Here is a 20,605-nt window from a genome sequence, read left to right on the forward strand (position 1 = left end):
CCCTACGCGGTGATGTCCTTGGCGGTGAAGCGTGCCCACGCCGCCGAACCGAAGACGGCCGCGTAGAGGGCCTGCAGGCCCAGGTTGCGGGTCAGGTCGTGCCAGTAGACCGGCTCGCGCATCAGGTCGGCGAAGGACAGCCAGTAGTGCGAGAAGAAGTACGGCTGCAGGGCGTGCAACTGCGGTATCTGGTCGAGGATCTGGACCGTGATCAGCAGGCCGACCGTCGTCGCCATCGCCGCGATGCCGCTGTTGGTGAGGGTCGAGACGAACAGGCCGAGCGCCGCCACGCCCATCAGCGACACGGCGACGACCAGCGCGATGAGCAGGGCCCGGGCCAGACCTTCGGCGAAGCTGATGCGGGTGCCCGAGATCGTCGTCAGATCACCCAGCGGAAAGAGCAGGGCGCCCATCGCGAGCGCCGAGAGCGCGACGACCAGGGTGGCGACGACGCAGAAGGCCATCGTGGTCGCGTATTTGGTGAGCAGCAGCCGGGTGCGGCCGGCGGGCGCGACGAGGAGATAGCGCAGCGTTCCGGAGTTCGCCTCGCCGGCGATCGCGTCCCCCGCGACCACCCCGACCGCCATCGGCAGGAAGAACGGCAGGGTGGCGGCGAGCGCCGTGAAGACCAGGAACAGGCCGTTGTTGGTGATCTGGGTGATGAACGCCGGGCCGCCCCCACCGCCCTGTCCGCCGGAGCCGTCGCTCGTCTCGATCTTGACGGCGATCCCGACGAGGATCGGCACACCGGCCAGCACGGCGAGCAGGGCGAGCGTGCGCCAGCGCCGGAAGGTCGTCACCAGCTCACTGCGCAGCAGGCCGAAGGTCCACAGCGGACCCGGCCGCCGGGAGTCCGAGGCCCGCGCCACCGCGACCTGCTCACCCTGCGACATCGAAGCCCTCTCCCGTCAGCGCCACGAACGCGTCCTCCAGGGAGGCCCGTTCCACTCCGAAGCCGCGGACGCGGACCCCGGCGGCGACCAACGCGGCGTTCACCTCACCCAGTTCGCGGTCCGGAGGCTCGCCCGTCACCCTGCCGTCCTCCACCACCACGTCGGCCACACCCTGTTCCTTCAGGGCGCGGGCGGCGTCCGTCACGTCCGGAGTCGTCACGACGAGACGTCCGCGCGCTCCGGCGGCCAGGTCCGCCACCGCACCCTGTGTGATCAGTCGTCCCTGTGCCATCACCGCGGCGTGCGTGCAGACCTGCTCGATCTCGTCGAGCAGATGGGAGGAGAGGAACACGGTCGTACCGTCGGACGCCAGTTCGCGCACCAGGGAGCGGATCTCGCGCATGCCCTGGGGGTCGAGGCCGTTGGTCGGCTCGTCCAGGACGAGGAGTCTGCGGGGCTGGAGCAGCGCGGCCGCCAGTCCCAGGCGCTGCTTCATCCCCAGGGAGTACGCCTTGGCCTTCTTGCCGCCCGCCGCCGTGAGGCCGACCCGGTCCAGCGCGGCCGCGACCCGCGCACGCCTGGTGCGCGGGTCGGCGGTGGGGTCGGCGGAGTCGAGGCGCAGGAGGTTGTCGTGGCCGGAGAGGAAGCCGTACAGGGCCGGGCCCTCGATGAGGGCGCCGACCTGTGGGAGCACGGTGCGTGAGGCCCTCGGCATGGGCCGCCCCAGGACGCGCGCCGCGCCCGTGGTGGGCGCGATCAGGCCCATCAGCATGCGGATGGTGGTGGTCTTGCCGGAGCCGTTCGGCCCGAGGAAGCCGAAGACGCTCCCCGCCGGGACGGTCAGATCGAGCCCGTCGACGGCGAGCTGCCCACCGCGGTAGCGCTTGGTGAGGGCGCGGGTGGCGATGACCGCGGCGTCCGGGTCGCCCGGCGCCGCCCCCGGCGCCGTTTCCGCCCCCGCTTCCGCGGCGGACAGCTCCTCCATGGGCTCTCCTGTCCGTACCGTCCGTGGGCGACTACTTGGCGGCGTCCGCCGCCTTGACCAGCGCGTCCTTGGTCACCGCGCCGACGTAGACCTTGCCGTCGTCCGTCATCAGGGCGTTGACCAGGCGGGTCGAGAAGACCGTGCCCGAGCCGAACTTGCCCTTCACCTGGTCGCCGAGGGAGCCCAGGAACCCGGCGGCAGCGCCGCCGTCGGACGCGGCGCCCGAGGGCACCCCGCCCTTGCTGCCCGAGTCGAACACGGCGATCGCGTTCCAGCCCTCACCGATGGTCTTCGGCCCGGTGCCCTCGGCGCCCTTCTCCATGCCCTTGGGCATGCCCTTGGGCTGCGCCTTCCCCTCGTGCCCCTTCATTTCGTCGCCCTGGGTGACCTTCGTGCCCTTGGGGGGCGTGAAGTCGAAGGTCGAAGCGGCCGGCCTGGCGAACGAGACCTCCGTGAAGCCCACGTCCACGACGGCAGCGCCGCCCGACGCCGGGGTCAGCGTGAACTTCAGCGGCATCCCGGTCCTGGCGTCCACCGCGATGCTGATCGCGCCGACCGTGGTGCCCGACTGCTTGGGCCTGATCAGCAGCTTGTAGGCGTCCCGGCCGGCGACCTGGGCCGTGCCGTCGACCGTCACCGAGGTGGTCTTGTCGCCGGCCTTCAGGGCCTCTTCCGCGAAGTCCTTCGGCGTGGCGGGCACGTCCTCGGGCGCCGCCGTCGAACCGTGGCGGTCGCCCGCACCGGTCGTGTGGTACGCCTGGTTGGAGGCGCTGTCGTAGGCCCAGACGTCGTCGCCGTTGCGGATGACGCTGTACTCGGCGGCCTTCTCGATGAGCGAGAGCTTCTGCTTGTTGTCGCCGTCGGCCGCGACGCGCAGCGTGTGCGTGCCGGAGGCCAGTTCGAGCAGCTTGGAGCTCGGATCTGCGGCCGAGCCGTCCTTGTCGCCCGCGCCCTGGGAGAGCGCACCGGAGGCGAGGCTGTCCTGCAGGCCGCCCAGGTTCGGCAGGCCGAGGTCCGTGCTGATCTTGACCGTGCCGGACATCTGCTGGACGTCCGACTCGGCGATCTTCTCCATGAGCTGCTGGGCGCTGATCTCGGGCAGGTCGGGGTCGCCGGAGCCGGCGAACGCCGGGACGAGCCCGATGGTCGCCGCCGCCACTCCCACCACCGCTGCGGGGACCACGTACCGTGCGGCCGTGCGCCGCCCGTCGCGTACGTCCTCGGCCTCCCCGGCGGGTGTGTTGTCGTCGGATTCGTACGGTGCCATGTCTGCCTAACCTCCGTCGTCGGCGGCCATCAACCGTCCGAGCGCTCTCCACCCGAGTTCTCGACTTCCCTCGAGCGGGGAGACGCCACCACCCCTTTGCCGCCATTCTCACCCGAACTCCTGTGAGGTGGTGTCTCCCATCTGACCAAATCGACCGGGGAGAAGCGTCAGCCCGCGGACTCAAGTCCGCGTAATCCTGGGGTATGACATGCCGGGGCGACGCCTGCCCCGACCCGTAGGGGTCGGACGGGGCGCCGCGTTTCCGGAATTCCCGGGTTGCCGGATCTGCGGATCGGTGCTGCACGAGGACACAGTCCGCCCGGAAGGGAACGCCCACGACCGTCCCAGGGGTGCGGGAACCCGCCGGTGCCGCAGCGAGCCCGGGGTCGATCCGGGTTTGTGACCTGGATCACATATTTCAAAGGCGCCCGACAGGACGGTCGCGGATGTCCGGGCGCGCCGCGGAAGGCCGGAACGACTCCGGCGCCGGTCCGTCAGCCGGCGCGGTGCACCACGGCGTCGCACAGCTCGGTCAGCGCCGCCTTCGCGCCGCACTCCGGCAGCGGGACCAAGGCCGAGCGGGCGTCCTCCGCGTAGCGGATCGTGTCGCGCCTGGCCTGCTCCAGGGCCGGATGGACACGCAGGCGGGCGAGGGCCTCCGCGTGACGGGCGTCGTCCGTGAGGTCCGAGTCCAGTAGCTCGCACAGGGCGATGTCCTCGGGCAGGCCCAGGCGCTCCACCCGCTCACGCAGGCGCAGGACCGGAAGCGTGGGGACGCCTTCCCGCAGGTCCGTCCCGGGCGTCTTCCCGGACTCGTGCGAGTCGGAGGCGATGTCCAGCACGTCGTCGGCCAGCTGGAACGCCACGCCGAGCCGCTCGCCGTACTGCGTCAGCACGTCCACGACCGTCTCGTCGGCGCCCGACATCATCGCCCCGAACCGGCAGGCCACCGCCACAAGTGAGCCCGTCTTGCCGCCGAGGACGTCGAGGTAGTGCTCCACCGGGTCGCGGCCGTCCCGGGGGCCGGCCGTCTCCAGGATCTGACCGGTGACCAGACGCTCGAAGGCCTCCGCCTGGATACGGACCGCCTCAGGGCCGAGATCGGCCAGGATGTGCGACGCCCTCGCGAAGAGGAAGTCACCGGTGAGGACCGCGACGGAGTTGCCCCAGCGGCTGTTGGCGCTGTCCACGCCGCGCCGTACCTCGGCCTCGTCCATCACGTCGTCGTGGTACAGCGTGGCGAGATGGGTCAGTTCCACGACCACGGCGGAGGGCACGACTCCGGGTGCGTACGGATCGCCGAACTGCGCCGAGAGCGTCACGAGCAACGGCCTGAAACGCTTCCCACCCGCATGGACGAGATGCTGCGCCGCCTTCGTGATGAAGGGCACCTCGCTCTTGGTGGCCTCGAGCAACCCCTCCTCGACAGCCGCCAATCCGGCCTGGACATCGGCTTCCAGAGCCTGGTCCCGCACGCTCAGCCCGAACGGCCCGACGACGGTCACGTGGGGTCTCCTGTCTGCTGACGTCTGCTGACGATCACACGGTTGGTCTCAAGGACGGTCACTTCGTCGATGACGTTGTCTGCCGACGTGACTCATCGAGTTTGTCGATCTGTCGTTGCCATCACTCAAGTCAGCGTATCCGGTCACGTTTCGATCACTGCGAGCGCCCACAGTTCCAGGCCGGGCGGTATCGGATCACGAGCGGTATGTTCGTGATCAGGCGATACGAACATCCATTCATCCACATACCGGAAAAGCACCTCCCGCAGCAGGTACCGGCCCCTCATCTCCTCTCGTGTACCCCGGCGGACGCATCCCAGCGGACTCGGCCCCCCGGGTCGCGGGGCACCGGCCGCCGTCACCCGGGCGGGCGCAGACACGCGGGTGCCCTCCTCACGTCCCCGTAACCGCAACACGGACCGGTCCGCTGCGGACGTCGTCGAGGAGTCCGAGGCCATGCGCATGCACATCCGTACCTCCTTCCCTCACGAAACGACTCACGACGACTTCTGGATCCCGCTCCGGGACGGCACGCGCCTGTACGCACGCGCATGGCGCCCGCGGACCGAGGAGCCCGCCCCCGCCCTGCTCGAGTACCTCCCCTGCCGGCTCACCGACTCCACGGCCGCCCGCGACTGGCAGCGACACCCGTGGTACGCGGGCCACGGTTACGTCTCCGTGCGCGTGGACGCGCGCGGGCACGGCAACTCGGACGGCACTCCGACCGCCGCGCATGCGGCGACTGCCCTGTCCGACGGGGTCGAGGTGCTCGACTGGCTGGCCGCACAGCCCTGGTGCGACGGCAGCGTGGGGCTGTTCGGCCTCGGGCGGGGCGGGTTCGCCTCTCTGCGGCTCGCCGCCCTCGCACCGGCTCCGCTCGGGGCGGTCGTCGCGGTCTGCCCCACCGACGACCTCCCCGGCAACGACGTGTACGACGTGGGTGGTTCGGTCCTGGCGGCGGGCCTGCCCGCCCGGTCGGCGGCACTGCTCGCCCTCGCGGCCCGTCCGCCCGACCCGGCGTATGTGGGCACGGTGTGGCGGGACGTCTGGGCCCGGCGCCTGCAGGGGCTGGACCCGCTCGTGGACTCCTGGCCGGTGCAGCCGGAGCGCGGGGAGGCCCGGCAGCCCGACGGCGCTCCCGCGGACCATGAGGGGCTCCGGGCGCCGGTGCTCGCCGTGAGCGGCTGGTTCGACCCGTACCGGGACACCGTGCTCCGGATCCTGGAGCACCTCCCCTCCGATCGTGTCCGCGGCCTGATCGGGCCCTGGTCGCACCACTATCCGGACCACGGGCTGCCCGGACCTGCGATCGGCTTCCTCCAGGAGACGCTCCGCTGGTGGGACCACTGGCTCAAGGGCGAGGACACGGGGGTCATGGCCGAGCCGCTGCTGCGGGCCTACGTCACGGACCCGCACCCGCCGGCGACGAGCTACGACGTGCTGCCGGGCCGTTGGGTCGGCGAGCCGTCCTGGCCGTCGCCGAACGTCAGCCGCATCTCGTACGCGCTCCAGGGCACCCCGGTGCTCGTACGGTCCCCGATGCACACCGGTCTCGACGCGGGCCGCTTCGTCCCGCGGGGGGACGACGCGGACCTGCCGCCCGACCAGCGTGAGGAGGACGCGAGATCGGCGTGCTTCGAGTTCGCGGCGACCGAGGAGACCTGGGTGCTGGGGCGGCCCCGGGTACGGCTGCGGATCGCCTGTCCTGTGGAGCGCGGTCAGGTGGTCGTCCGGCTCTGCGACGTGGCGCCCGACGGGGCGTCGACGCTGGTCACCCGGGGCACCCTCAATCTGTCGGCGCGCCGGGGTCCCGGCCGGGCGGTCCCCTGGATCCCCGGCTCGGCCGAGGACGTGGAGTTCGAACTGAGCGGCATCGGCCACGCCTTCGGTGCCGGCCACCGCATCCGCCTCGCCGTCTCCTCCGCGTACTGGCCCTGGCTGTGGCCGCAGCCCGAGTCGGAGGCCGGCTTCGCGCTGCACCCGACGGGCAGCGCGCTCGAACTTCCCGTTCGTGTACCGGAGTCGGCAGCGGGCATCGCCTTCGAGGAGCCCGAGCAGTCCGCGCCGCTCGGTGTCAGCGCCGCAGCCGTGCTCGACGAACCGCGTCCGGAGCGCCTGTCGGTACGGGACATGGCCAAGGGCGAATGGCTCCTGGTGGTCGACCCGCGCCGCAACGGCACCCAGGTGTATCCGGACGGCCTGGAAGTGACCGAGGACGCGCTGGAGGCGTACACCGTCGAGGACGCGGATCCGTCGACCGCCCGCACCCGCTGCGACTGGTCGATCCGGCTGCACCGCCCGGAGCGGGGATGGGACGCGAGGGTGGAGGCCCACTCCGAGATCACCTGCACCGCCGCCGACTTCGTCACCTCGAACGAGATCGTCTGCAAGGACGGCTACGACGTGGTGTTCCACCGGACATGGCAGAGGCGGATCCCCCGCACGACGGGCTAGACGCCGGCCCACGCCTCCATCCCTTGTGTAATGAAATGCCCGAATTGCGCACTCGGGAGCTTCAATCGAGCGCCCGAGGGCGACCTCGCTTCAGATACGGACATATCACCCGAATCAAGTCATCACACCCTTGGCTGGTCGGGGTGAAATGGGTCGCTTGCCCCCTGTTGCGACCCTTCCGGTCACCCTCGTCAACAAGCCGTTCGCGGCAGGTGAGTTGCACCCGTTTCGGCAATGTGGATCAAACCCCCTATTCCCGATTACCGGGGTCAATTGGGTCAGGAAGTGATTTCCGGGCTTGTTCCTGGCATGTGCGTTCGCATACCTTCCATTCGACCCGAGCGGAACGCCGAATCCTGCCGCCGCTCGAGAAGCCTTCGACCCCATAACGGCAGGAGCGGGGGACCCAAGTAGGTCGCCGAACCGGACACAGCACCGGAACGGCTCGGGGTGAAGCCGTGCCTCGGCAGCGAGGACACGGCCGGGCACCTCCCCGCCCGAACCCGACAGCTCACCTCGCAGGCGACGGAGAGGAATACAACGTGTCCGCTTTCGCCCTGCCCGCACGCCGTCGGGACCGCAACTCCAAGGCCTCCCGCCTCACCCGCACTCTCGCAGTCGCGGGTACCGGAGCAGCCGTTCTCGCCCTCCCCATCCTGGGTGCGACCTGCGCCTCCGCCGCCCCGTCGGCGGCTCCGGCCAAGGTCACCAGCGCTGCGTCCCGCGCCGGTTCCCTGGACAGCTGGATCCGCCAGTCCCTGGCCATCATGGCCGAGCGCGGAATCCCCGGCAGCTACAACGGCATCTACCGCAACGTGATGCGCGAGTCGTCGGGCAACCCCCGCGCCATCAACCTCTGGGACTCCAACGCCCGCAAGGGCATCCCGTCCAAGGGGCTGCTCCAGGTCATCGACCCGACCTTCCGGGCGTACCACGTGCCGGGTACCGCTTTCGACCCCTACGACCCGGTCGCGAACATCACGGCCGCGTGCAACTACGCCGCCCACCGCTACGGCTCGATCGACAACGTCTACAGCGCCTACTGAGATCGGTCTTCGGGGAACAGTCGCTCGAGGACGACGGCGATGCCGTCGTCCTCGTTCGACGTCGTGATCTCGTCGGCGACCGCTTTCAGTTCGGGGTGGGCGTTGGCCATAGCGACGCCGTACGCCGCCCACTCGAACATCGGGATGTCGTTGGGCATGTCACCGAAGGCGACGGTTTCCGAGGGGCTCAGGTCCAGGAAACCTGCGGCCAGCGCGAGCCCCGTCGCCTTGGTCACGCCGCACGGCTGGAGCTCGACGGTGCCCGGCCCGGACATGGTGACCGACGCAAGGGACCCCACCGCTCCCCTGGCCACCGTCGCCAACTCGTCGTCGGACAGGGCGTGATGGCGCAGCAGCACCTTGCTGATGGGCTCGCACCACAGATCGTCGCGGCGCTCGACCCGCACCGCGGGCAGTGTGGGGTGCGGCATCAGATAGCCGGGTTCGATGAGTGTGAGCCCGTCCACTCCGTCCTGGTCGACGGCCGCGTACACCTGCCCCACCTCGGCCTCGATCTTGCCCAGCGCGGTCTCGGCCAACTCCCGGTCCAGGGTGACCGAGAACAGCAGCCGGTCCGCGCCGGCGTCGTACACCTGCGCGCCCTGTCCGCACACCGCGAGCCCCTTGCTGCCGAGGTCGTCGAGCAGCGGCCGCACCCTGGGCGCCGGGCGGCCCGTCACCACGAGATGCCGGGCGCCGGCGGCAGCGGCCCGCGCCAGAGCGGCCCTTGACCGGTCGGAGAGCGTGTCGTCACCACGGAGCAGCGTTCCGTCCAGGTCAGTGGCGATGAGTGAGTACGTGAGGGGTGCGGCCATGATCAGAGAATACGGATGGAAACGCACCCACGGTTCAGCGAGAACCGGACCACGTCCGCCGTCCCGTGCACTCCGCGCCGCGACCGCGGTGCCGCCTCGCACCACCGGCGTCCGGCATCTCCGCCCGTGGCCCGACTCCGGTGCGCCGGACGGCACTTCACCGATGCGGGCCCTTGTGCCGCATGCGGTCCGGGTCCCGGCTGCCGCCCGGATCGGCGGGGACGCAACGGTGTCACGCCCCCGCGCTCCGGTCAGGCGTGCGCCGCCGCCAGATGCTTCGCCAGCCGCGGGGACGCGAACTCCGTCCCGCACACGAAGCGCATCACCGGTCCGTACGAGGCCGCCGCCGGGAGGCCCGTGAAGTACAGGCCGGGGACGGAGGACACGTATCCCGCGCCGAGCCGCGGCGCGCCCCGGCTCACCGCGAGCCGGGTGCGCAGCTCGTGCCCCAGGAAGTCCATCGCGGCGATGTCCACGCGGTAGCCGGTTGCGGCGATGACATGGTCGGCGGTCAGTTCCTCCGTGCTCCCCGCATGGGTCCGGACCGTCAGGGCCGGGCTGCCGTCGGACGCGGAGGCGCCGACGACGCCGGCGACCTCACACACCTCGACCTTGCCGTCGAAGCGGTCCTTCAGCCACCAGGCGCCGAGCGGACCGAGAACGCGGCGGACCAGGTAGTGGCGGGTCTGCTCGGGCAGGAAGCGGTACGGGTGCGGGTAGTACGTCAGCGCCCACAGCGACCAGGCGCGGCCGAAGGGCGATTCGGGTCGCAGCCTGGGCTGGTTCCACGGAGGAGCGCCGAAGGCGACCCTGCCGTGGCCGCGTGAGACCACGCGCACCCGCGCGCCCGCCTCCGCCGCCAGCGCCGCCGTTTCCAGCGCGGACTGCCCAGCCCCGATGACCATCAGCTCCTTGCCGGAGAACCGGGTCAGATCGTGATGCTGGGAACTGTGGGAGAACGGGCCCGTGGGCGTGGCTCCGTCCACCGCGGCCGCCGCCAGCTCCGTCGGCAGATGCGCGAGCCCCGACAGACCCGTCGCCACCACGACCGCCCGGGCGGCGAACGTCTCGCCCGAGTCGAGCTTCAACTCGAAGCCGCCGCCCGGTCGTCGGTCCACGGAGACCACCCGGACCTGCTCGAGTTCGGGCACCAGCTTCTCCTGGAACCACCGCCCGTAGGCGATGAACGTCTCGACGGGGACGATGTCCTCGTCCGTCACCAGCCGGGGGATGCCGGCGGCGTCGCAGTAGTCGACCAGGTTGTGCCCGCGCTGTGGGGCGTCGAGGTTCGAGGCCGCCGGGGTGGACTTGAGGAGCATGCCCTCCGGCATGTGGTCGCGCCAGCTCACCATGGGGTCGCCGAAGACGCGCACCGGGATTCCGCGCGCCCGCAGATGGGCGGCGGTGGACAAGCCGAACGGCCCGGCGCCGATGATTGCTACCGGTTGAATCACGAAGTCCCTCCCCAGGACGCTACGTGCCTACTTCGTGGGAGACGGCCGAGCCGGGCTACCTGCCCGGACTCGTGGTGCTGCCGCGGCGACGGGTCCGCCACAGCTGATACAGGTGCTTCGCGCCCGGCCGCACGAAGCGAGCGAGCATCGTGAGGAACGGCCGCACGTCGTCACGCGCCAGCCAGGCGAGCTCCGTACCGCTCGCACGGGCCGGTGCGTGCGGCGTCGTGTAGCCGCTGCGGCGGTACGCGAGCAGAGCGGGCAGGTCGATGTTCTCCACGATGTAGCGGTGGCCGGCGCGCTGTTCCCCCTCCGGTACGGCGCGGCCGGTCAGGTCCAGGTGCATGGCGCGGACGACGTCCACCCCCGACTCGTTCTCGAAGAGCCGGAACTGCGCGCCCATGCGTGGGTTGAAGTCGAGCAGCTTGTACCGGCCGTCGCGGCGGTCGAAGCGCAGGTCGAGGTCGATGATGCCGGTGAAGCCGATCTGCTTGATGAAACGCGCGGCGAGGTCGGCGAGTTCGGGATTGTCGACGACGTACGCGTTGGCCGTCATGCCCGCGTGCGGCGGCCACGAGCGGACCTTGACACCGGTGAACAGGGCGAGCGGGGTCGAGTCCTGATCGAAGTACGCGTGCACGATCCAGTCCTCGGCCTCCTCCCGCGGCAGGTATTCCTGGAGGATCACTCCGGGGTGCTCGCCCCAGTCGCGGGCGAGCGCCAGCAGGCCCTCACGGGTGGCGATCCTGGTCGTCCCGTTCACGGCGGGCTGCGAGCGGCGCACGAACGCCTCGCGGTTCTTGGCCACGAGCGGGAAGCGCGCCTTGTCGGCGAAGGCGACGATGTCGTCGTAGGACTGCGGGAAGGCGGCCGCGGGACTCGGGATGCCGTGTTCCACGCACAGTTCGTGCAGCCCCTGTTTGCTGGCCAGACGGCGCGGAAGCTTGGCATCCACCTTCGGGAAGAGGAAGGGGCCGCCCAGGACGTCCTGGTGCTCCGCGATCAGGACCGCTGCCTCCTCGTCCGTGGGGACGAGCACCGTCGGGCGGCCGATGCTGCGGCCGATCCGCAGCAGGCCCTCCACCAGCCGCTCGGGTTCCTCCGTGCCGGTGGTCGGCCAGACGAAGGGACGCCGCAGATAGCGCGAGAGGGCGGCCGGTGTGTAACGGTCCTCGGTGATCGCGTACATCGGTATGCCGAGCCGGCCCAGGCTGCGGATGGCGCCCACCCCACCGTGGTGCAGCGGATAGTCGCCGAACTTCACAATGAGCCCAGGTACGTCGCAGTCCGCGTCGAACGGCACGCCGACGGTACTCCTGGCCACGGGTCCCCCCACGTGTCCCCCCTATGGACCGGACCCACCCCGTCCGTGTCCCCCAAAGGACGCTAAGCCGGAATTGGCCCCTCCGACAAGGCTTTTCCGGACATTGCGAACTCTTTAGACATGGCCCGGACAGGCTTCTCACCCGTAACGTGTGCGTCGACCACATGGAACACACACCCATGCACGGCGCACCCTGAAGTGCACGAAAGCGAGGCAGCATCCGATGCCCCCCTTCGATGTCCCCGAGGGCGACCCCTTCGGCCCGCACAACCTTCCCTATGGCGTGTTCTCACCGGCCGGCTCCGACGAGCGGAGCGTCGGCGTCCGCCTGGGCGACCACGTGCTCGACGCGGGCGCGGCGGCGCACGCTCTCGGCTCCCCGTACGCCTCCCTGCTGGCCCGGCCGTCCCTGGGCCCCCTGCTGGCGGCCGGTCGTACCGCCTGGTCGGACGTGCGCCGGGCACTGACCGCGTGGGTGACGGTGCCCGCGCACCGGGAGACCGTCGAGCCCCTTCTGCACCCGCTCTCCGAGGTGACGCTGCATCTGCCCTTCGAGGTCGCGGACTATGTCGACTTCTACTCCTCCGAGAACCACTCCCGTAACGTCGGGCAGATCTTCCGCCCGGACGCCGCGGACTCCCTGACCCCCAACTGGAAGCATCTGCCCATCGGTTACCACGGCCGGGCGGGGACGGTGGTGGTGTCGGGCACGGACGTCGTACGTCCGCGGGGTCAGCGCAAGGCCCCCACCGACCCGGCGCCGGTCTTCGGGCCCTCGGTTCGCCTGGACATCGAGGCCGAGGTGGGATTCGTGGTGGGTGTGCCCTCGCAGCTGGGCGGGTCCGTGCCGCTGTCGGCCTTCCGCGACCACGTGTTCGGGCTGTGCCTGCTCAACGACTGGTCGGCGCGGGACGTCCAGGCGTGGGAGTACGTGCCGCTCGGGCCGTTCCTCGGAAAGTCGTTCGCCACGTCCGTCTCGGCCTGGATCACCCCGCTGGACGCGCTGGAGGAGGCACGGGTGGAGCCACCGGAGCGCACCCACCCGCTGCTGCCCTACCTGGACGACGCACAGGAGGAACCGGCCGGTTACGACCTGCGCATCTCCGTCGCGATCAACGGCCAGGTGGTCTCCGAGCCGCCGTTCTCCACGATGTACTGGACGGCGGCCCAGCAGCTGGCGCACATGACCGTGAACGGGGCCTCCCTGCGGACGGGCGACCTCTACGGCTCGGGCACCGTGAGCGGGCCGACGGAGGGCGAGCGGGGCTCGCTCCTCGAACTGACCTGGAACGGACGCGACCCGCTCGAGCTCCCGGACGGCAAGCGGGCGTTCCTGGAGGACGGGGACGTGGTGACGCTGACGGCCTGGGCACCGGGACCGGACGGGACCCGGGTGGGGCTCGGGGAGGTCACGGGCCGGGTGGTACCGAGCCTCTGAAGGAGTCCTTGAGCCGCACGGCCGCCCATGAGTCGCGGTGCTCCTCGTGGGCGGCCGGCCCCAGGGGGACCGCTCCCTGCCTCGGGCTTCTAGGCCCAGTCCTCGGGCTCGGGCTCGGGCTCGTCCGCCGGCTCCGGCCACTCCGGCTCCGCAGCCGCGTCCGGTACCGGCCCGCCGTCCCCGGCGCCTCCGTCGAGACCGGCGAGCACCGTGAGCACCCCCTCGCCGTATGTGACGAGTTTCTTCTCCCCCACCCCGCTGATCGTGCCGAGCTCCGCCACCGACTTCGGACGGACGGCGGCGATCTCGCGGAGCGTCGCGTCGTGGAAGATCACGTATGCCGGGACGCCCTGTTCCCTGGCCTGAGCGGCGCGCCAGGAGCGCAGGGCCTCGAAGACGGGCAGCAGCTCCGGCGCCAGCTCGACCGCGGCCTTGGCGGACCGCTCCCCCTTCGATGCGGCGGACCGCGCGACCGTGGGCTTGGGCGGCTCCTTGCGCAGCGGCACCTCGCGCTCCCGCCCCAGCACCGCCCCGCTCTCCTCGGTCAGCACCAGCGTCCCGTACTCGCCCTCGACCGCGAGCAGGCTCTGCGCCAGCAACTGCCGGATCACGCCCCGCCATTCGCCCTCGGTCAGCTCCTCGCCGATGCCGAACACCGACAACTGGTCGTGGTCGAACTGGATCACCTTCGCGGTGCGCCGCCCCAGCAGGATGTCGACGATCTGCAGCGCCCCGAACTTCTGGCGTCGCTCCCGGTCCAGCCGCCACACCGTGGACAGCACCTTCTGCGCCGCGACGGTCCCGTCCCACGTCTCGGGCGGCACCAGGCATGTGTCGCAGTTGCCGCAGCCGCCCGGCTCCGGATCCTGGCCGAAGTAGGAGAGCAGCCCGCCGCGGCGGCACCGGGCCGTCTCGCACAGCGCCAGCATCGCGTCCAGGTGCGCCTGGGCCCGGCGGCGGAACGCCTCGTCGCCGTCACCGGACTGGATCAGCTTGCGCTGCTGTACGACGTCGTTCAGCCCGTAGGCCATCCAGGCCGTGGACGGCAGTCCGTCGCGACCCGCCCGGCCCGTCTCCTGGTAGTAGCCCTCGATCGACTTCGGCAGGTCCAGATGGGCGACGAACCGCACGTCCGGCTTGTCGATGCCCATGCCGAACGCGATCGTCGCGACCACGACCAGGCCGTCCTCGCGCAGGAAGCGGGCCTGGTGCGCCGCCCGAGTGCCCGCGTCCAGGCCCGCGTGGTACGGCACCGCCTCGACGCCGTTGCGGGTCAGGAACTCCGCGGTCTTCTCCACCGAGTTCCGCGACAGGCAGTACACGATGCCCGCGTCACCCTGGTGCTCCTCGCGCAGGAACGCCAGCAGCTGCTTCCTGGGGTCGGCCTTGGGGACGATCCGGTACTGGATGTTGGGTCGGTCGAAGCTCGCCACGAAGTGGCGGGCCGCCGGCATGTTCAGCCTCTGGGTGATCTCCTGGTGCGTGGAGTGCGTCGCGGTCGCCGTGAGAGCGATGCGCGGGACGTCCGGCCAGCGCTCGCCGAGCACGGACAACGCGAGGTAGTCGGGCCGGAAGTCGTGGCCCCACTGGGACACGCAGTGCGCCTCGTCGATCGCGAACACCGAGATCTTGCCGCGCGAGAGCAGATCGAGGGTGGACTCCAGGCGCAGCCGCTCCGGGGCCAGATAGAGCAGGTCGAGCTCACCGGCCAGGAACTCCGCCTCCACCACCCGCCGCTCGTCGAAGTCCTGCGTGGAATTGACGAAGCCGGCCCGCACACCCAGCGCCCGCAGCGCGTCCACCTGGTCCTGCATCAGCGCGATCAGCGGGGACACCACCACGCCCGTACCCGGTCTGACCAGGGCCGGGATCTGGTAGCAGAGCGACTTGCCGCCACCGGTCGGCATGAGCACAACGGCGTCGCCGCCGGCCACCACGTGCTCGATGATCACTTCCTGATCACCACGGAAGGTCTCGTAGCCGAAGACCCGGTGCAGCGCGGCCTGCGCCTCGCTTCCGCCACCCGGCGCCGGAATCACGCCCGCCTCGGTCATCACACCTGTCCCGTCCATCGCCCGTCCCCCGTGCGTCGTCCCTCGACCACGACGTCCACGATAGGGGGCCGCGCCGACAGGCTCCGGAGTTGTCCACAGGTTCCCCGTCCCCCCGCGTCGACGGCGCCTTGATCGTTCACCCGGTGCGCTCCTCCGGTGCGCAGCGGCCCCGCCGTCTCAGCACGACGACCCGGCACCCCCCGAGCGGGCACCGGGCCGTCCTGTGCGGCGGGGCTCGTCAGCGGACGAACACGCCCGCCTGGCTAGCCAGATCCAGGAAGTACTGGGGCGCCACACCCAGGACCAGCGTGACCGCCACGCCCACCGCGATCGCCGTCGTCGTCAGCGCCGAGGGCACCGCGACGGTCGGGCCCTCGGGATGCGGCTCACTGAAGAACATCAGCACGATCACACGGATGTAGAAGAACGCGGCGATCGCCGACGAGATCACGCCGATCACCACCAGCGGCATCGCCCCGCCCTCGGCCGCCGCCTTGAACACGGCGAACTTCCCCGCGAACCCCGATGTCAGCGGGATGCCCGCGAAGGCCAGCAGGAACACCGCGAACACGGCCGCGACCAGCGGCGACCTGCGCCCGAGTCCCGCCCACTTGGACAGGTGCGTCGCCTCGCCGCCCGCGTCACGGACGAGCGTCACGACGGCGAAGGCGCCGATCGTCACGAACGAGTACGCGGCCAGGTAGAAGAGAACCGAGGACACTCCGTCCCGCGATGTCGCGATGACACCGGCGAGGATGAAGCCCGCGTGCGCGATGGACGAGTAGGCCAGCAGCCGCTTGATGTCGGTCTGCGTGATCGCGACGATCGCACCGCCCAGCATGGTGACGATCGCGACCGCCCACATCACCGGACGCCAGTCCCAGCGCATGCCCGGCAGGACCACGTACAGCAGCCGCAGCAGCGCACCGAACGCCGCCACCTTGGTCGCCGCGGCCATGAAGCCGGTCACCGGGGTCGGCGCGCCCTGGTACACGTCCGGTGTCCACATGTGGAACGGAACCGCGCCCACCTTGAACAGCAGACCCATCACGACCATCGCGGCGCCGATCAGCAGCAGGGCGTCGTTGCCCATGGTGCCCGCGAGTGCCGGGTCGACATTGGTGACCGTGCCGTCGACGACCTGCGCGATCGTCGCGTAGGACACCGAGCCCGCGTACCCGTAGAGCAGTGCGATGCCGAACAGGGTGAACGCGGAGGCGAAGGCCCCGAGCAGGAAGTACTTGACCGCGGCCTCCTGCGACATCAGCCGCTTGCGGCGCGCCAGCGCGCACAGCAGGTACAGCGGCAGCGAGAAGACCTCCAGGGCGACGAACAGCGTCAGCAGGTCGTTCGCCGAGGGGAAGACGAGCATGCCGCTGACCGCGAACAGCAGCAGCGGGAACGCCTCCGTCGTGGTGAACCCGGCCTTCACGGCGGCCTTCTCGCTGTCGCTGCCCGGCACGGAGGCCGCCTGCGCGGCGAAGGAGTCGACCCGGTTGCCGTGCGCCAGCGGGTCCAGATGCCGTTCGGCGAAGGTGAACACCCCGAGCAGGCCGGCCAGCAGGATCGTCCCCTGAAGGAAGAGGGACGGCCCGTCGACCGCGATCGCGCCCATGGCCGCGATATGCGCCTTCGTGGTGCCGTAGCCGCCGGCCGCGAGCGCCACCACCGCGGCGAACGCGGCGGCGAGCGTGACGGCCGAGAGGAACGCCTGCGCGTAGTAGCGGGACTTGCGCGGGACGAACGCCTCGATCAGCACACCGATGAGCGCTCCACCGATGACGATCAGGGTCGGGGACAACTGTCCGTATTCGATCTTCGGCGTCTCGATCTTCGAGATCGGGTCGGCCGCGGTTGTCCACAGGCTGTGGACGGCTGCTGCGCTCACTTGGCCGCCTCCACCTCGGGCTTGGGATCGGTCTGGTGTACGTCGGACATGGTCTGCTTGACCGCCGGGTTCACGATGTCGGCGACCGGCTTCGGGTAGACACCCAGGAAGATCAACAGCACGATCAGCGGGGCGACCACCAGGACCTCGCGCACGCGCAGGTCCGGCATCTCGGCGACCTCCGGCTTCACCGGGCCCGTCATCGTCCGCTGGTAGAGGACGAGGGTGTAGAGCGCGGCGAGCACGATGCCGAAGGTGGCGATGATGCCGATCACCGGATGGCGGGCGAAGGTGCCGACCAGGACCAGGAACTCACTGACGAACGGTGCGAGTCCGGGCAGGGACAGTGTCGCCAGACCACCGATGAGGAAGGTGCCGGCGAGCACGGGGGCCACCTTCTGCACGCCTCCGTAGTCCGCGATCAGACGCGAGCCGCGGCGCGAGATCAGGAAGCCCGCCACCAGCATCAGGGCGGCGGTCGAGATCCCGTGGTTGACCATGTAGAGCGTCGCGCCCGACTGGCCCTGGCTCGTCATCGCGAAGATGCCCATGATGATGAAGCCGAAGTGCGAGATGGAGGCGTAGGCGACCAGCCGCTTGATGTCGCGCTGGCCGACCGCGAGCAGAGCGCCGTAGACGATGCTGATGAGGGCCAGGACGAGGATGACGGGCGTCGCCCACTTGCTCGCCTCCGGGAACAGCTGGAGGCAGAAGCGGAGCATCGCGAAGGTGCCCACCTTGTCGACGACTGCCGTGATCAGCACGGCGACCGGGGCGGTGGCCTCCCCCATCGCGTTGGGCAGCCAGGTGTGCACCGGCCACAGCGGCGCCTTCACCGCGAAGGCGAAGAAGAAGCCGAGGAACAGCCACCGCTCGGTGCCCGTCGCCATGTGGAGCGAGCCGTTCGCCCGGGCCTGGACGATCTCCGGCAGCGAGAAGGTCCCCGCCTGCACATAGAGGCCGATCACGGCGGCCAGCATGATCAGGCCGCCGACCAGGTTGTACAGAAGGAACTTCACGGCGGCGTACGACCGCTGGGTGGACGCCACCTTCTCGCCGTGCTCGTGGGCACGGTCCCCGAAGCCGCCGATGAGGAAGTACATCGGGATGAGCATGGCTTCGAAGAAGATGTAGAAGACGAAGACGTCGGTGGCCTCGAAGGAGAGCATCACCATCGCCTCGACCGCCAGGATCAGGGCGAAGAAGCCCTGCGTCGGCCGCCAGCGGCGACTGCCGGTCTCCAGCGTGTCGGCGTCGTGCCAGCCCGCCAGGATCACGAACGGGATCAGCAGGGCGGTGAGCGCGAGGAGCGCCACGGCGATGCCGTCCACACCGAGTTCGTACCGCACCCCGAAGTCCTTGATCCAGGCGTGGGACTCGGTGAGCTGGTAGCGGGAGCCGCCCGGTTCGAAGCGGACCACGACCAGGGCGGCGAGCACGAGTGTGGCGAGCGAGACGACGAGCGCCAGCCACTTCGCGGCGGTGCGCTGCGCGGCCGGTACCGCGGCCGTGGCGATCGCGCCCACGGCCGGGAGCACCACCGTCGCTGTCAGGAGGGGAAAGGACATCGCTATCAGACCGCCCTCATCAGCAGGGTCAGGGCGACGAGCACCGCCGCACCGCCGAACATCGAGACCGCGTACGACCGTGCGTAGCCGTTCTGCAGTCGGCGCAGCCGACCGGACAGGCCGCCCACGGAGGCCGCCGTGCCGTTGACGACGCCGTCGACCACCGTGTGGTCCATGTACACCAGGGAACGTGTGAGGTGCTCTCCGCCGCGGACGAGGACGACGTGATTGAAGTCGTCCTGGAGCAGGTCGCGCCGGGCCGCCCGGGTGAGCAGCGAACCGCGCGGTGCGACGACCGGGACGGGACGGCGGCCGTACTGGACGTAGGCGATGACTGCGCCCAAGAGCAGCACCACCAGGGTCGCCCCCGTGACCACGGCGGCACTGACGGGCGGGTGGCCCTCCTGGTGTCCGGTGACGGGCTCCAGCCAGTGCAGGAAGCGGTCCCCGATGGAGAAGAGCCCGCCCGCGAAGACCGAACCGAAGGCCAGCACGATCATCGGGATCGTCATGGACTTGGGCGACTCGTGCGGATGCGGCTCGTGGCCGTGCTCGTCCGGCTGCCAGCGCTTCTCACCGAAGAAGGTCATGATCATCACGCGCGTCATGTAGTACGCGGTGATGGCCGCGCCCAGCAGGGCCGCGCCGCCGAGGATCCAGCCCTCGGCACCGCCCTTGGCGAATGCCGCCTCGATGATCTTGTCCTTGGAGAAGAAGCCGGACAGTCCGGGGAAGCCGATGATGGCGAGGTAGCCGAGGCCGAAGGTGACGAACGTGACCGGCATGTACTTCCGCAGGCCGCCGTACTTGCGCATGTCGACCTCGTCGTTCATGCCGTGCATGACCGAACCGGCGCCGAGGAACAGCCCGGCCTTGAAGAAGCCGTGCGTCACCAGGTGCATGATCGCGAAGACGTAACCGATCGGGCCGAGGCCCGCGGCGAGCACCATGTAGCCGATCTGCGACATGGTCGAGCCGGCCAGCGCCTTCTTGATGTCGTCCTTCGCGCAACCGACGATCGCACCGAAGAGGAGCGTGACGGCACCGACCACGGTGACGACCAGTTGGGCGTCGGGGGCGGCGTTGAAGACGGCGCCGGAGCGGACGATCAGGTACACGCCCGCGGTCACCATCGTGGCGGCGTGGATGAGGGCGGAGACCGGGGTCGGGCCCTCCATCGCGTCCCCGAGCCAGGACTGCAGCGGCACCTGCGCCGACTTTCCGCACGCGGCGAGCAGCAGCATCAGGGCGATGGCGGTGAGCTTGCCCTCGCCGGTCCCGCTCACGTCCGCGAAGACCGGCCCGAAGGCGAAGGTCCCGAAGGTCGTGAACATCAGCATGATGGCGATCGACAGGCCCATGTCGCCGACGCGGTTGACGAGGAACGCCTTCTTCGCCGCCGTCGCCGCGCTGGGCTTGTGCTGCCAGAAGCCGATCAGCAGGTACGAGGCGAGGCCGACGCCCTCCCAGCCGACGTACAGCAGCAGATAGTTGTCCGCGAGGACGAGCAGCAGCATCGCCGCGAGGAACAGGTTCAGATAGCCGAAGAAGCGGCGCCGGCGCTCGTCGTGCTCCATGTACCCGACCGAGTACAGATGGATGAGCGAGCCGACAACCGGTGATCAACAGGACGAACGTCATCGACAGCTGGTCCAGCCGGAAGGTGACGTCCGCCTGGAAGCCGGACACCGGGATCCAGCTGAACAGGTGCTGTGTCACGGTCCGGTGGTCAGCGGCCTTCCCCAGCATGTCGGCGAAGAGGAGCGCGCCGAACACGAAGGAGAGGCCCGCGAGCAGCGTGCCGATCCAGTGGCCGACCGCGTCCAGCCTTCTGCCGCCGCACAACAGGACGGCCGCTCCGAGCAGAGGCGCCGCGATCAGCAGCGCAATCAGGTTCTCCACGATTCTTCCGAC

At 70.3% G+C, this 20,605-nt stretch carries 13 protein-coding genes, 1 pseudogene and 1 riboswitch; of the genes and pseudogenes, 3 read left to right on the forward strand and 11 right to left on the reverse strand.

Annotation, left to right across the window (positions count from 1 at the left end; all coding sequences use genetic code 11):
• Positions 1-2: 2 nt before the first annotated feature.
• From RCR19_RS16030 to RCR19_RS16045, 4 genes are all read right to left on the reverse strand, one after another.
• Entirely contained in the window at positions 3-893 is an 891-nt protein-coding gene (locus tag RCR19_RS16030; RefSeq protein ID WP_331265762.1) for an ABC transporter permease, read from the reverse strand.
• Positions 880-1,878, reverse strand: coding sequence for an ABC transporter ATP-binding protein (locus RCR19_RS16035; RefSeq protein WP_331265763.1), 999 nt, complete (start codon positions 1,876-1,878; stop codon positions 880-882). Before RCR19_RS16035 ends, RCR19_RS16030 begins: the two co-directional genes overlap by 14 nt.
• Before the next feature lie 31 nt (positions 1,879-1,909).
• On the reverse strand, positions 1,910-3,145 hold the full coding sequence (locus RCR19_RS16040; protein ID WP_331265764.1) for a DUF2092 domain-containing protein: 1,236 nt from the start codon (positions 3,143-3,145) through the stop codon (positions 1,910-1,912).
• Between the two features lie 494 nt (positions 3,146-3,639).
• On the reverse strand, positions 3,640-4,650 hold the full coding sequence (locus tag RCR19_RS16045) for a polyprenyl synthetase family protein (protein ID WP_331265765.1): 1,011 nt from the start codon (positions 4,648-4,650) through the stop codon (positions 3,640-3,642).
• Positions 4,651-5,112: 462 nt separating this feature from the next.
• Here RCR19_RS16045 and RCR19_RS16050 point away from each other — a divergent pair, with 462 nt between their 5' ends.
• Together RCR19_RS16050 and RCR19_RS16055 are read left to right on the forward strand one after the other, a co-directional pair.
• Entirely contained in the window at positions 5,113-7,104 is a 1,992-nt protein-coding gene (locus RCR19_RS16050) for a CocE/NonD family hydrolase (RefSeq protein WP_331269457.1), read from the forward strand.
• 337 nt (positions 7,105-7,441) lie between these two features.
• Positions 7,442-7,642: riboswitch (cyclic di-AMP (ydaO/yuaA leader) on the forward strand.
• Between the two features lie 19 nt (positions 7,643-7,661).
• On the forward strand, positions 7,662-8,150 hold the full coding sequence (locus RCR19_RS16055) for a transglycosylase SLT domain-containing protein (RefSeq protein ID WP_331269458.1): 489 nt from the start codon (positions 7,662-7,664) through the stop codon (positions 8,148-8,150).
• On the opposite strand, the gene RCR19_RS16060 is transcribed toward RCR19_RS16055, so the two are convergent.
• The 3 genes from RCR19_RS16060 to RCR19_RS16070 all read right to left on the reverse strand — a co-directional run bounded on the left by RCR19_RS16060 (position 8,144) and on the right by RCR19_RS16070 (position 11,743).
• Positions 8,144-8,965 carry an HAD family hydrolase gene (locus RCR19_RS16060; protein WP_331265766.1) on the reverse strand — a complete coding sequence of 274 codons (822 nt, stop codon included), beginning with the start codon at positions 8,963-8,965 and terminating at the stop codon, positions 8,144-8,146. The two genes, RCR19_RS16055 and RCR19_RS16060, sit on opposite strands and share 7 nt — an antisense overlap.
• 251 nt (positions 8,966-9,216) lie before the next feature.
• On the reverse strand, positions 9,217-10,419 hold the full coding sequence (locus RCR19_RS16065; RefSeq protein ID WP_331265767.1) for an FAD-dependent oxidoreductase: 1,203 nt from the start codon (positions 10,417-10,419) through the stop codon (positions 9,217-9,219).
• Positions 10,420-10,474: 55 nt separating this feature from the next.
• Positions 10,475-11,743, reverse strand: a complete 1,269-nt coding sequence (locus RCR19_RS16070) for an ATP-grasp domain-containing protein (RefSeq protein WP_331265768.1) — start codon at positions 11,741-11,743, stop codon at positions 10,475-10,477.
• Between the two features lie 223 nt (positions 11,744-11,966).
• On the opposite strand from RCR19_RS16070, the gene fahA reads away from it, so the two are divergent.
• Positions 11,967-13,181 (forward strand): fumarylacetoacetase, encoded by a 1,215-nt coding sequence (gene fahA, locus RCR19_RS16075; protein WP_331265769.1) that lies wholly within the window; start codon positions 11,967-11,969, stop codon positions 13,179-13,181.
• Between the two features lie 89 nt (positions 13,182-13,270).
• Here the strand turns inward: fahA and recQ are convergent, their stop codons facing one another.
• The 4 genes and pseudogenes from recQ to nuoL all read right to left on the reverse strand — a co-directional run bounded on the left by recQ (position 13,271) and on the right by nuoL (position 20,593).
• Positions 13,271-15,253: a DNA helicase RecQ gene (gene recQ, locus RCR19_RS16080; RefSeq protein ID WP_331265770.1), complete on the reverse strand. Its 1,983-nt coding sequence runs from the start codon at positions 15,251-15,253 to the stop codon at positions 13,271-13,273.
• A 220-nt stretch (positions 15,254-15,473) separates the two neighbouring features.
• The gene (gene nuoN, locus RCR19_RS16085; RefSeq protein ID WP_059130212.1) at positions 15,474-17,123 is read right to left on the reverse strand and encodes an NADH-quinone oxidoreductase subunit NuoN; all 1,650 of its coding nucleotides are present in this window, start codon (positions 17,121-17,123) and stop codon (positions 15,474-15,476) included.
• Positions 17,120-18,691, reverse strand: coding sequence for an NADH-quinone oxidoreductase subunit M (locus RCR19_RS16090; protein ID WP_331265771.1), 1,572 nt, complete (start codon positions 18,689-18,691; stop codon positions 17,120-17,122). The genes nuoN and RCR19_RS16090 overlap by 4 nt, the downstream gene beginning before the upstream one ends.
• A gap of 5 nt (positions 18,692-18,696) precedes the next feature.
• Positions 18,697-20,593: pseudogene (gene nuoL, locus RCR19_RS16095) on the reverse strand (NADH-quinone oxidoreductase subunit L).
• Positions 20,594-20,605 lie beyond the last annotated feature (12 nt).

Origin of the sequence: Streptomyces sp. WAC07094, assembly GCF_036320405.1 — a bacterium.
Taxonomy (GTDB): Bacteria; Actinomycetota; Actinomycetes; order Streptomycetales; family Streptomycetaceae; genus Streptomyces; species Streptomyces lannensis.

Excerpts from the sequence above, each read along its gene's own strand:
- RCR19_RS16030 (WP_331265762.1), bottom strand. The coding sequence starts at position 893 with ATGTCGCAGGGTGAGCAGGTCGCGGTGGCGCGGGCCTCGGACTCCCGG.
- RCR19_RS16035 (WP_331265763.1), bottom strand. The coding sequence starts at position 1,878 with ATGGAGGAGCTGTCCGCCGCGGAAGCGGGGGCGGAAACGGCGCCGGGG.
- RCR19_RS16040 (WP_331265764.1), bottom strand. The coding sequence starts at position 3,145 with ATGGCACCGTACGAATCCGACGACAACACACCCGCCGGGGAGGCCGAG.
- RCR19_RS16050 (WP_331269457.1), top strand. The coding sequence starts at position 5,113 with ATGCACATCCGTACCTCCTTCCCTCACGAAACGACTCACGACGACTTC.
- RCR19_RS16060 (WP_331265766.1), bottom strand. The coding sequence starts at position 8,965 with ATGGCCGCACCCCTCACGTACTCACTCATCGCCACTGACCTGGACGGA.
- fahA (WP_331265769.1), top strand. The coding sequence starts at position 11,967 with ATGCCCCCCTTCGATGTCCCCGAGGGCGACCCCTTCGGCCCGCACAAC.
- recQ (WP_331265770.1), bottom strand. The coding sequence starts at position 15,253 with ATGGACGGGACAGGTGTGATGACCGAGGCGGGCGTGATTCCGGCGCCG.
- RCR19_RS16090 (WP_331265771.1), bottom strand. The coding sequence starts at position 18,691 with ATGTCCTTTCCCCTCCTGACAGCGACGGTGGTGCTCCCGGCCGTGGGC.